This window comes from Streptomyces sp. (genome assembly GCF_019510245.1).
GTDB lineage: Bacteria > Actinomycetota > Actinomycetes > Streptomycetales > Streptomycetaceae > Streptomyces.
In genome coordinates this window covers 1-11,921 of record NZ_JAEKKT010000246.1, presented here as the reverse complement: position 1 = coordinate 11,921, position 11,921 = coordinate 1, and the positions used below count along the sequence as shown (strand labels likewise).

The window sequence follows — 11,921 nt, the reverse complement described above, 5'->3', positions numbered from 1 at the left end:
ACCCGCCCCCTCACACCACTCGGCTGCTCGAACTCAGCCCACCACGATAAGAACCACACCCCCACAACCCCACCCCCCAACCACACACCGGGAACCACCAGACCCCACCCCGTACCCGTTCATACCCCCACCCCGGCCCATGACGTCCCCTGTGATGCATCACAGGGGACATGACCGACGTACGAGGGCTCGGGAAGGAACGGCTCATCGCTCTTCAGGTCGGCGGGACAACCCAGCCGAATCTAGGAGAGCATGGCTCACAGGGCGCAGCTGCGGGCCAGCAGCGCGAGGACCAGCAGCCCGGGGGCCAGGGGCAGCCATCCGGTGAGCAGGCGGTAGCCGAGGACCGCCGACACCGCCGCCGGTCCCGGCGCGCCGGCCGCCGTGAGGGCGAGGGCGAGCGCGGCGTCCAGTGAGCCGAGTCCGCCCGGCGTGGGCAGCAGCGCCGCCGCGCCGCTGGCGACCAGGTAGGCCATGACCACCCGGCTCACGGGCAGGCCGAGGCCGATCGCATGGACCACGGCGACGACCACCCCGGCATGCAGCAGGGCGAACCCGACCGACCCGCCCCACAGCGCCCAGGCCCGCGCCCGGCACCGGTGCACGGCTCGCACGTCGGCGAAGGCCCGGCGCACCGCCCGTCTGAGGCGGCCGTTGAGCGCGGCCGTGAGCGCGACGGCTCCTACCACCACCGGCACCAGCAGCATCGGCCCGTGCGGGGCCCGTGCGGAGAGCCGGACCGTGCCGGGCGAGGCGACCAGCAGGACCACCCCCAGCACGCACCGGGCGATCCCGCCGACGGCCGCCTTCACCGCCAGTGCGGTCGCCGAGCCCCGGGTGGACAGCCCGCACCGGGTCAGGAACCGCAGGTTGACCACGGTCGCACCGGCCCCCGCCGGAAGGAGGTGGTTGGCGGCGCAGGCCGCGAACTGCGTCGCCACCAGCCGCCCCCTGGGCAGCCGTTCGGCCACCGCCCCCTGCTGGGCCACGGCCGCGCACACCCAGGTGCCCGCCGTGGCGAGGCAGGCGAGCAGCAGCCACTCCCCGTCGGCGGCGGCCAGCCGGTCGGTGCCGCTGTCCAGCGTGGCCCGGTGCGCGACGAGCATCCCGGCGGCGGCGACCAGCACCGCCAGGGTGACACCCAGTTGCAGGTACAGGCGCCGGCCCGAGGTCACCGCCAGGCTGTCGGCCGCGGTCACGACGGTCACCTCCCCTGCCGTACGGCGGGAGCCAGGTACGCCCGGAGGACGCCGACCTTCTCCGCGGGCCAGGTGCGCGCGTACGCGGGTGGACGGCTCCCCGGCCGGGCGAGGACGGCGAAGGCCGTGCCGTGGGCGGCGCGCTTCAGCTCGGCCACGGTGGTGCTGGCGTCGTGCCCCGCCGTCTGGGCGGAGCCACAGCCGGCGGCGAAGGCGACGGGGACGGCGTCGTAGCCGCTGAGCAGGCACGGCGGCCGTACGCCACGAGTGTGGAGGGCGGCGGCGGTACGAGCCCAGTCGGCGCGGGAGGCGGCGGAGCTGTGCACGGTGTGCTCCAGGACGACGTACTGCACGGCCAGATGGCCTGCCAGGCCGACCGCCACCAGGCCGACGGCCAGGGCGCGCCCGGCCCGGCGGGCCGGGGCGGTGACCAGGTGGGCGAGGCCCACGGCGACGGGGAGGGCGAGCAGGGCGTAGGCGGGCAGCAGGAAGCGGGGGGCCGCGTAGCCGATGAGGAACAGGTAGGGGATCGCGGCCGTGGCGGCGCAGGCCCCCGGCAGCAGGACGGGCAGCGCGCGCCGGGCGCGGACGGCGGCCGCCGCGCCGAGGACGGCGAGGAGCGGCAGCGCGTACCACCACAGGGTCACCGCCGGGTTGGGGGCCGCTCCGGTGCAGGGGCGGCACAGGGTGCGTCCGCCGAGGCTGCGCAGCTGGTCGAGCACGGCGAGGTGCCAGCCGAGGCCGCCCTGGATGGCGGAGGCGGCGGACAGGCGCTCGGTGAGGCCGCCGTAGCTCGTGTACGCCTCGATCACCCACTCGCCGGCGCCGGCCACAAGCCCCGCGGCCAGCACGGCGAGCAGACGGGGGCGGCGCGGGCGGCGCAGGGCGAGAGCGAGCAGGGGCAGCACGACGTAGACCGCGTCCGTCGGGCGCATCCACGCCATCAGCGCCGCGCCCGCGAACACCCCCCACCAGGCAGCCCGGTCGCGGGCGTTCGCGCGGGCGCGCAGGAAGCAGCCGACGCAGGCCAGGGCGCCGATGGCGACCCAGTAGTTGGGCATGGCCTCGGAGCCGTAGAACAGCGTCACCCACAGCGAGGCGAACAGGGCGCCGGACAGGGCCAGGACGCCGGGGCCGAGGTGGCCCCGCCAGACGCGCAGGGCGAGGTAGAGGGCGAGGCCGGAGAGGACGGCCAGGTAGATCCGGAGCAGGACGGTGGAGTCGGACCACGACGCGACCGGGGCGACGAGGAGCGAGATGCCGCGGGAGCGGGGCGCGCTGAAGTAGGCGGCGGGAGCGTGACCGCTGACCTGGCTGACGTAGACGGACTCGTCCCAGCCGAGACCGAGATCCGGCCGTACGAGGACGAGCTGGGCGAGCGTGAAGGCGGCCGCGACCGCCCCGAGCCGGGGTTCGCCCCGCCCCCGCCGGGGCCGGACGGCCTGCCCCGGGAGACCGGTGCGGGTGGCACCGGTCGTCGTGGCGTTCGAGCCGTCGGCCATCTCGCACCTCTCCTGGTCACTCACCGCGGAACCGGCCTGGGAGCCGGAACCTCCTGCAGCTCGCAGGAGGGCATCCCACCCTACGGTTTGTAGGGTTAGAGGCGGGTGAGAAGGCGTCCGTTCCCCTGCCCAGTCGTTTCCTTCGGCCCGGACTTTTCCTTGGGCCCGGACTTTTCCTTGGGCCGGGACGTTTCCGTCACCCGGCCCCGGGGAGGGCGATTCCGTGATCGTAGGCGAAGATCACGGCCTGCACGCGGTCGCGGGCGCCGATCTTGGCCAGCACGCGGCCGACGTGCGTCTTCACGGTGGACTCGGACACGACGAAGCGGGCGGCGATCTCGCCGTTGGTCCAGCCCTTGCCGATGGCGACGAGGATCTCGCGCTCGCGGTCGGTCAGGGAGGCCAGCCGCGGGTCCTCTCCCGGGTCGCCTTTTCCGATGGGCACGTGCCGGGCGTACTCGTCGAGGATGCGGCGGGTGAGGGCCGGCGCGATCACCGCGTCGCCCCCGGCCACCGCGCGGATCCCGGCGAGGAGTTCGTCGGGGCGCGCGTCCTTGAGCAGGAAGCCGCTGGCGCCGGCCCGCAGGGCGGCGTGCACGTACTCGTCGACGTCAAAGGTGGTCAGCACGAGGACCCGGGAACGCCCCCCGGCCTCGGCGATCCGGCGGGTCGCCTCGATGCCGTCCATGCCGGGCATCCGTACGTCCATCAGCACGACGTCGGGTCGGAGTTCGGCGGTCCTGCGGACGGCCTCGGCGCCGTTCGCGGCCTCACCGACCACCTCCGTCTCGGGCATGGAGTCGAGCAGCACCCGGAAGCCGTAGCGCTGCAGCTGCTGGTCGTCGACGACGAGCACCGTGGTCACCGGGCGCCTCCCCGCGGTGCCAGGTCGAGGGAGGCCTCCACGGCCCACCCTCCGTCGGCCGCGGGCCCGGCGCTCACGGTCCCTCCGTACAACGCCGCTCGTTCGCGCATGCCCACCAGTCCGTGTCCTTCCTCGTTCCATGGTCCGGCACCCCTGGTCCGGCCGTTGTCGCGGATCCGGATGACGAGCCGTTCGTCCGCGACGACGACCGACAGGGTCACCCGGGTGCCGGCACCGGCGTGCTTCAGGGTGTTCGTCAGGGCTTCCTGGACGATGCGGTAGACCGTCAGCTGCATCCCGCGGTCCAGGGCGTCCACCTCGCCGACGGTGCGGTAGACGATCTCGAGGCCGGCGGTGCGTACGCCGTCGCACAGCGCCTCGATGTCCGCGAGGCCGGGCTGGGGGCTGAGTTCGGGAGCCTGGCGGGCGCCGTCCGACGCCTCGCGCAGCACGCCGAGCACCCGGCGCAGCTCGCCCAGGGCGGTGCGCCCGGTGTCGCCGATGAGCTGGAGGGCCTCCTTGCCGCGTTCGGGGGCGGTGTCGGTGGCGTACGCGCCGGCGTCGGCGAGGGTGATGATGACGGACAGGTTGTGGCCGACGATGTCGTGCATCTCCCGGGCCACCCGGGCGCGTTCCGTGGCGGTCGCGAGCCTGATGCGCTGGTCGCGTTCCGTCTCCAGCCGCGCCGCCCGCTCCCGCAGCCCCGCGAGCTGCGCCCGCCGGGTCCGCACCATCAGGCCGACGGCCAGGGCCGCGGTCGCCGTGCTCAGCAGGAAGAAGAGGGCGTCCCAGACGGAGATGGCCGGCGAGACCCGCACCGCGACCAGCACCATGCACGCCGCCATCACCGCGGCGGCCCACGGCAGCCGGCGCAGCCGCCCGTGCAGGGCCAGGCTGTACAGGGCGACGAACAGGGCGACGTCCGCGCGCAGCGCGGCACCCAGCGACCACTGCAGGACGAAGACGGCGGCGATGGCGACGAAGGTGGCCATGGGCCGGCGCCGCCGCCACAGCAGCGGCAGCACCAGGCCTGCCTGCAGGGCCAGCACGGCCGCCAGGGGGAGCTGGGTGAAGGCGAACTGGAACCTCCGCCGGGCGTCCCCGTCCCCGTCACCGGCCCCCGCGCCGCCGAGGTGCAGCAGGTCGGGCAGGCAGAACATGGCGAAGACCAGCGCCGCCACCGCGGTGTCCAGCACCCACGGACGGGCGCGGTCCGCGTGCCGCAGCCGCTGGCCGGCCCGGGCGAGCCGGGCGGCCAGCGGTCCCGTTCCGCCGATGTCCCCGGCGGAGGCGCTCGTCGTCAAGGAGGTCACCTGCCCATGGTGCAGGCCGTCAGACGTCGCTGCGCACCAGCCGGTACGCCGCGCCCGCGAGCGCGAGCACCGTCCAGCCGAGGAAGACCAGCAGCCCGGCGCCCGGCGACAGGGTGGTGCTGTCGTGGGTCAGGGCGAACATCGACTCGCCCGCGTTGCTCGGCAGGTAGGGGCTGATGTCGTCCTGCCAGGAACTGGGCAGCAGGGAGATCAGGCCCGGGACCAGCATCAGGGAGGCGACCAGCACCGAGATGCCGCCGGCCACCGAGCGCAGCAGGGTGCCCAGTGCGGTGCCGATGACCCCGACCAGGCCGAGGTAGAGGCCGGCGCCCAGCAGGCTCCGTACGACGCCCGGGTGGGAGAAGCCCATGGCGGCCGGGGTGCCGGAGACGATGACGCTGCCGAACCCGAAGGCGACGAACGCGCCGAGGGTGGCGACCACCAGCGCGACCAGCCCGAACACGGCCGCCTTGGACCACAGCACGGGCAGTCGGCGCGGTACGGCCGTGAGGGTGGAGCGGATCATCCCGGTGGAGTACTCCCCCGCCGTGACCAGTACGCCGAGCACGCCGAGGGCGAGCTGGGCGAAGTTGGTGCCGAAGAGGGACAGGCTCACGGCGGTCGCGGTGGCGAAGTCGCGGTCCTGGCGCGGAGAGCCGACGCCCGACTTGTAGTGGTTCGCGGCGATGAGCCCGAAGGCGACCAGGAAGAGCAGGCCGAGACCCAGGGTGATCCAGGTCGAGCGCAGCGACCACAGCTTGGACCACTCCGAGGCGAGCACGCGCCGTCCGGTCACCCGGTGGGCGGGGCGGGCCGCGGTGGCCGGGGGCGCCTCGACGCGCGCGGTGAGGGTGCTCATGCCGCACTCCCCTCGACCGCTCGGGTCTCGATGCCGGTCGTCGAGCCGTGGTACTCCACGGCATCCCTGGTCAGGTTCATGAACGCCTCCTCCAACGACACCGTCCGGGCCGTCAGTTCGAACAGCGCGATCCCGTGCTCGGCCGCCTTGAGGCCGATCTCGCGGGCGCCGAGCCCGGTCACCTGGAGCTCCTCCGAGCCGGTCCGGCCGGTGATGTCGACGCCAGGACCGGCCAGCACCTCGCGCAGCCGGGCCGGCTCCTGGGTGGCCACCTGTACCGTGTCGCCGCCCGCCTCCCGGACGAGGTCCGCCACGGTGGTGTCGGCCAGCAGCCGTCCGCGCCCGACGATGATGAGATGGTCCGCGACCAGGGCCATCTCGCTCATCAGGTGGGACGAGACGAACACGGTCCGCCCCTCGTCGGCGAGGGCCTTGAGCAGGTTGCGGATCCACAGGACGCCCTCCGGGTCGAGCCCGTTGACCGGCTCGTCCAGCATCACCGTCTGCGGATCGCCCAGCAGCGCCGCCGCGATACCGAGCCGCTGCCCCATGCCGAGGGAGAACGCTCCGGCCCGCTTCTTCGCCACGCTGCCGAGGCCGGCCAGTTCGACGACCTCGTCGACCCGGCGGCGCGGGATGCCGTGGGTCAGCGCGAGCGCCAGCAGGTGGTTGTAGGCCGAGCGGCCCGGGTGGACCGACTTCGCCTCCAGGAGGGCACCGACCTCCTGGAGCGGTGCCTGGTGGCGGGCGTAGTGCTGTCCGTTGACCGTCACCGACCCGCCGGTCGGGGCGTCGAGGCCGACGATCATGCGCATGGTCGTGGACTTGCCCGCGCCGTTGGGGCCCAGGAAGCCGGTCACCGTGCCCGGCCTGACGACGAAGTCCAGGCCGTCGACGGCCGTCTTCTCGCCGTACCTCTTGGTCAGCTGTTGTGCGTCGATCATGCGCGTCTCTTCCTGTGGGAGCCGGCGCCCGGCTGTCGCCCCTCGCGACGCCTCACCGACAACGCTAGGAGGCGAGACGCCCCGGTTCGGTGGTACCGGGGCATGATCCGCGCCTGCCCGGTCGTACCGCGGTACTACGCACGTCTGCCCCCTCGGTCGCACCGTTCAGGTCGCGTCTCACGTCGACGGGATCTCGCGCCGCTCCAGCGGCCGGACGGCGGGGCCTTGGAGGATGCTGCCGTCGGGGGCGAAGCGGGAGCCGTGGCACGGGCACTCCCACGCCTGTTCCGCGCGGTTGAAGGCGACGAGGCAGCCGAGGTGGGTGCAGCGGGCCGAGACCGCGTGGAGCTGACCGCTGTCGTCCCGGTGGACTGCGCACTGGTGGCCGCCCACGCGCAGCACCGCCCCGTCCCCGGGGGCGAGGTCCTCGGGTGCGGGCGCCGTGACGGGCGGCAGCCGGTCACCGATGAAGTGCCTGGCCACGTGTGCCTGGTTCTTGAGGAACGACATGCCTTCACGGACGACGGAACCCAGTCGGCGCGGGTCGTACAGACCGGCCCACTCGGGCTCCCGGCCCTCGACGAGGTCGGCGATCAGCAGTCCGGCCATGATGCCGCCGCTCAGGCCCCAGCCGCCGAAGCCGGTGGCCACGTAGGTGTGGCGGCTGCCCGGGTGCAGCGGTCCCACCAGGGGGACCGAGTCGGTGGAGTCGTTGTCCTGGGTGGCCCAGCGGTGGGTCGGCGTCAGGCCCGGGAACCGGCTGTCGGCCCAGGCGGTCAGCCGGGCGAAGCGCTCCTCGACGTCGACGCCGCCGGGGGCGCCGGGGGTGAAGTGCTCGCCCGTGACGATCAGCAGGCGTTTGCCGTCGGCGTAGGGGGCGCTGCGCACGGACCGGGTGTTCTGCTCGGGGGTGATGTACATGTCGCGCGGTGCCCGGTCGGCGTCTAGGGTCCCCGCGACCACCAGCTCGCGGCGCGGGGAGAGCCGGGTGAAGAGCAGGGCCCGGTCGAAGACGGGGTAGTGCGTGGCGACGACGACCTCGCGCGCGCGGACCTCCGCACCCGCGTCGGTCGTGAGGACGCAGGGTTCGCCCTCGGTGAGTCCGGTGACGCGGGTTCCCTCGTACACGGCCCCGCCGCGCCGGCGCAGGTCGCCGGCGAGGGCACGCAGGTACTTCACGGGATGGAACTGCGCCTGGCCGGTCACCCGGACCGCACCGGCCACCGGGTAGGGCAGGTCCGTCCCGGTGACGAACTCGGCCGGCAGGCCCGCATCGCGGGCCGCCTCGGCCTCCGCCCGCAGCGGGGCCACGTGCTCGGGGTCCTCGGCATAGGTGAAGGCCGCCGCCTCCTCCCACGCGCACTCGATACCCAGCTCGTCGACGAGCTCGGCGGCACGGCGGATCGCCGCCGACTGCGAGTGGGCGTACAGCCGCGCGCCCTTGCGGCCGCGGGTGCGGCGCAGGTGGTCGTAGACGAGCGTGTGCAGCGCGGTCAGCTTGGCCGTCGTGTGGCCGGTGACGCCGCCCGCGATCCGCCCGGCCTCCAGCACGGCCACCTCACGCCCGCGCCGGGCCAGCTCCCAGGCCGTGCTGAGCCCCGCCATGCCGCCGCCCACCACCGCGACATCGACGGTCAGGCTCCCGGGCGGCGGAGGGGCGGGCTCGCCGCCCGGCGCGGTCTCGATCCAGTACGACCCCCGTAGTCCTCGCTCGTTGTCCATGGCCGCCGAGTTCCCTCGCTGCCGGGGTGACACGCACCGGCGTGCCCCCGGCAGGCCTGGCGGCCACCACGCCCTTCGGTCCGTTTCGCCGGAATCATGCGCGGGGATGCGGCTCGGGCACCAACAGCACGCTCAGCCGCCTTCGGCCGGCCGGATCGTTGGCGTGAGAGGAGTGACCGTGAAGGCCGCCGTTCACGAAGGACCGCGTCCGTGAGACGGGCCGGCCGGCTCCCCCGACAGCGGCGGCGACACCCCCGGGCGGCTGCCGCGCCGCCGGCGTCGGCCCGCGCGCCGTAGAGCACTCCGGACCGGGCCGCACCCGGGGCCGAGCCCGCGATCACGCACACGCCCGCCCCTGGCACGCGTCCCGTGCCGCTCCCGAGGTGGTGGCGCCGTGCGGGCGGCCGTCGGTCCCGCGGGCTGCGGCGACGGCCGCGGTGAGCTGCTTCTGGACGGAGTCCGGCAGCGAGGCGCCGTGGACCGTCGTCAGCACGTCCGTGGCGAGGTGGTGCAGTTCGGTACGGCTCTTCCGGGACGTGGTGACCAGCACCTCCCATGCCGCGTCCGGCCCCAGACCGAAGGTGGCCATGAGGATCCCGCGCGCCAGGTCGATGTCCGGACGGGTGCGCATCGCACGGCGGAGCTGCACCAGCTCCGTCCGGAGAAGCCCGTCGTCCGCGTTCCCGCCCCGGGGCTCGGACGTCCCCACGGGGCGGTCGGTGCCGTGGGAGGCGGCTGGGCCGTCGGGGGTGGCGCAGAAGAGGGCGTAGGTGTCCGTGAAGGTCAGCAGGCGCTCCACGGCGGGGCTGACGGCGGTGACGACGATCGTCTTCCCCGCCGCGACCGCCTGACCTCGGGCGGCCAGAAGGACGTTGAGCGCGCTGCAGTCCGCGAACGTCAGCCTGCCGAGGTCCAGGTCCACGCCCGCGGCGGACCTCGCCAGGGCGGCGCGCAGGGTGTGCCGGAGCTCCTGGCTGTTGTCCAGGCAGAACTCGCCGCTCACCGTGACGGTCACGCGGTCGCCGTCCGGGGCGGCCCATGTCGTCAGACTCGCGGTGGTCGGCCCCGACGGGCGTTCGCTGCCGCCCTCGCCCGCGAACGGCACTCTCTCGGACGGTTCCAGCATGATCGCCTCCTCTGCATGCCTCCAGCGTCGTACGCTCTCCCTGACCCGTCAAGGTGTACGTGAAATTCAGTTCGTGTTTTGGCTTGCGTGAAAACACGACCGTGCGATGTGGGCCGTGGACGGTGCCGTTGCCTCACGGCTGTCGGTGCTGGGCGGCGACTGCGCTCAGGCCAGTCCGGCGGTGTCGACGCCGAGCAGGTCCACGAGCTGGAGCCGGTGGAGGCCGGCGATGTTCTCCACCAGGTCGGGGTGGCGCAGCAGGGCGGCGGCCTCGGTGTCCCACTTCCCGGGATCGGTCAGCCTCCGCAGGCCGTCGGCAGCCCGGTGCTCGCTCATGGCGGCGGCCCGGCGGGCGGCGTGGGCGGCCAGGGCGGGGTCGGCCAGGAGGCAGGCGGCCCAGCTGACGACGGTCTCGTCGACCCAGGTCCGCCAGGCGGTGTCGCCGGTGCCGTCGGGCTGCGGCTCGTATCCGGTGAGCCAGTCCAGCCGCTCGGAACCGCTGGGTGCGAGCAGATGCAGCAGCTGCACGTCGAGGGCGGTGGGGTAGCGCAGGGCGGCGGCGAGTGCGGCCGCCTGCCGGGCCTGTGCCTCGGCCAGGGCCCGGCTGAGCGCGCCGCCGGAGGCCGGGTAGGCGGCCAGGAGCCAGCGGGCGGAGGCGGCTATGACAGGTGTCAGATCGTCGGTCACGGCGGTCGGTCCCTCGGGAACGTGCTCGCCTGTGTCCGGCAGATCGGTCCCGCGAGCTGTGACGCGGAGCCGCGCTGCCCCGCTGGTGACGTACCAGCGTAAGCAGCCGGACCGGAAGACGGAATGAGCCGCGTCACAAGAGGCCGCCCGCCCGGGTTCCCGATCGGGAATCCGGGCGGGCGCCGTCCGGTCCGGTACCGGTTGCCGCGGGGTCAGGACCTGCCGCGGCCGGTGATGAGGTCGCGGGCCCGGTCCACCAGGCCCGCGCCCGGCGCGAGGAGCTTGTTGGCGGGCGGGGTGTCCGGGGCCGCGGGGTGCGGGCGGGTCGGGGCCATGGACTTGGCCCGGCGGATCTTGTCCCCGAGCTTGTTCAGGGCGTCGGCGGAACAGGCCTGGCGCAGCATGGGGAAGAGGTTGTCCTCCTCGTCCCGGACGTGGGTGGAGACCTCGTCCATGAGCTGCTGCAGCAGCGGGCCCATCTTCGGGTCGTCGGTGTCCGTCTTCTCCAGCTGCTTGAGGAGCTCCTCGACCCGGCCGTGGTCGGCGATCTCCTTGTCCGCGATCCGGTCGCCGCCCTCGACGTGCTCGCGTACCGCCGGGTACAGGTACTCCTCCTCGGCGATCGAGTGCCGTACGAGTTCGATGGTGACCTCGTCCACGACGTCCCGGAGCTCCTGCCCGCCGCCCGGCATCCCCTTGATGCGGGCGAACATCTCCTCGACCTCCCGGTGGTCGGTCATCAGCTCCGCGATCGCGTCTCCGCCGTGTCCCATGGTCTCTCCGCCTTTCGTTGGTCATGCCCGGGCCGGGTCGGTCCCGCCCGGCTGACAGTTCCCCGTCCGGAGGGAGTAGGTGCCGTCCCGGGCCAGTTACACCCGGTCGGGTGCCCCTGCCGACCCGGGAGTAACGGGCCGGTCGGCCCGTGACGGCGGATCACGGGGGGCACGGGGCGGTTGGGGACGTTGCCGGGGCCGCCCCGGCTCACTTCTTCTTCAGTGCGGACGGCTTGTGCACCGCCGACCGGCCGGACTTGTCGCTGCGCACCCGGTACTGGGGTTCGTCCGGCGACGCGTCGACCGTGCGGCCCGCGGCCTCGGTGCGCTCGGTGATCTTCTTCTCCACCTTGCCCTCGGCCCGTCCGCCGTGACTCTCCCAGGCCACCTCGTCGCCCTCTCTCAGCTCTTTGCCCGCGCCCCGTTTCCGAGCCATACCGGCACTCCTTCGCCTGTGGTGGGCCGTTTCGCCCAGGGTGCGGGCATCCTGCCCGCAGCGCAGCCGCCGGGTGCCGCGGGCCCGTGGTTTGCGGCCCACGACCACGGGCAGGCGGAGTCCAGTGCTTCGGACTGGAGGCGCGTGCCCAGCGGGAATTCACCCGGCTCTCGGCACCCTCCAGGGCCGGCACGACTCCGCTGTGGCAACCCCCTGACATGACCGTTCGGACATGTCCGGAACCCGGATTCCGGACCTGCTGAGAAACCGTCCAGGAGCGATTCCGCATGCCCCTCAACATTGCGTCCACCCGTTCCCGCACGCCCGCGGACAGCGCTCGCACCGCGTCCCGGCGGACCCATGACGACGCCCCCGACACGGCGGCCCTCTTCAGCCGTCTCGCGGCTCTGGAGGAGGGCCCGGAGCGGGACGCGCTGCGCGACGAACTGGTCGCCGCCTGGCTGCCCATGGCCCACCGCATCGCCGGCCGCTTCC

General features: G+C 74.0%; 11 protein-coding genes and 1 pseudogene. 1 reads left to right on the top strand and 11 read right to left on the bottom strand.

The features are described from left to right. Positions 1-257: 257 nt before the first annotated feature. From JF597_RS47495 to JF597_RS47445, 11 genes are all read right to left on the bottom strand, one after another. Entirely contained in the window at positions 258-1,199 is a 942-nt protein-coding gene (locus JF597_RS47495) for a lysylphosphatidylglycerol synthase domain-containing protein (RefSeq protein WP_294011648.1), read from the bottom strand. Between the two features lie 5 nt (positions 1,200-1,204). Continuing rightward, entirely contained in the window at positions 1,205-2,701 is a 1,497-nt protein-coding gene (locus JF597_RS47490) for a hypothetical protein (RefSeq protein WP_294011644.1), read from the bottom strand. Between the two features lie 196 nt (positions 2,702-2,897). After that, complete coding sequence (locus JF597_RS47485; RefSeq protein WP_294011642.1) at positions 2,898-3,566, bottom strand: response regulator transcription factor; 669 nt, start codon at positions 3,564-3,566, stop codon at positions 2,898-2,900. Next, positions 3,563-4,870 (bottom strand): sensor histidine kinase, encoded by a 1,308-nt coding sequence (locus JF597_RS47480; protein ID WP_294011646.1) that lies wholly within the window; start codon positions 4,868-4,870, stop codon positions 3,563-3,565. Before JF597_RS47480 ends, JF597_RS47485 begins: the two co-directional genes overlap by 4 nt. A gap of 28 nt (positions 4,871-4,898) precedes the next feature. Next, complete coding sequence (locus JF597_RS47475; protein ID WP_294011640.1) at positions 4,899-5,738, bottom strand: ABC transporter permease; 840 nt, start codon at positions 5,736-5,738, stop codon at positions 4,899-4,901. Next, positions 5,735-6,682, bottom strand: coding sequence for an ATP-binding cassette domain-containing protein (locus JF597_RS47470; protein WP_294011638.1), 948 nt, complete (start codon positions 6,680-6,682; stop codon positions 5,735-5,737). Before JF597_RS47470 ends, JF597_RS47475 begins: the two co-directional genes overlap by 4 nt. A 177-nt stretch (positions 6,683-6,859) precedes the next feature. Next, on the bottom strand, positions 6,860-8,404 hold the full coding sequence (locus JF597_RS47465) for an FAD-dependent oxidoreductase (RefSeq protein WP_294011636.1): 1,545 nt from the start codon (positions 8,402-8,404) through the stop codon (positions 6,860-6,862). 337 nt (positions 8,405-8,741) lie between these two features. Continuing rightward, entirely contained in the window at positions 8,742-9,530 is a 789-nt protein-coding gene (locus JF597_RS47460; RefSeq protein WP_294011634.1) for an STAS domain-containing protein, read from the bottom strand. Between the two features lie 165 nt (positions 9,531-9,695). Further along, positions 9,696-10,217, bottom strand: coding sequence for a hypothetical protein (locus tag JF597_RS47455; RefSeq protein WP_294011632.1), 522 nt, complete (start codon positions 10,215-10,217; stop codon positions 9,696-9,698). 212 nt (positions 10,218-10,429) lie between these two features. Next, positions 10,430-10,990, bottom strand: coding sequence for a hemerythrin domain-containing protein (locus JF597_RS47450; RefSeq protein ID WP_294011630.1), 561 nt, complete (start codon positions 10,988-10,990; stop codon positions 10,430-10,432). Positions 10,991-11,198: 208 nt separating this feature from the next. Next, on the bottom strand, positions 11,199-11,426 hold the full coding sequence (locus JF597_RS47445; protein WP_294011628.1) for a DUF2945 domain-containing protein: 228 nt from the start codon (positions 11,424-11,426) through the stop codon (positions 11,199-11,201). Between the two features lie 287 nt (positions 11,427-11,713). Between JF597_RS47445 and JF597_RS47440 the strand changes: the two are divergent. Further along, positions 11,714-11,921 (top strand): annotated as a pseudogene (locus JF597_RS47440) (B/F/G family RNA polymerase sigma-70 factor); the annotation flags it as partial.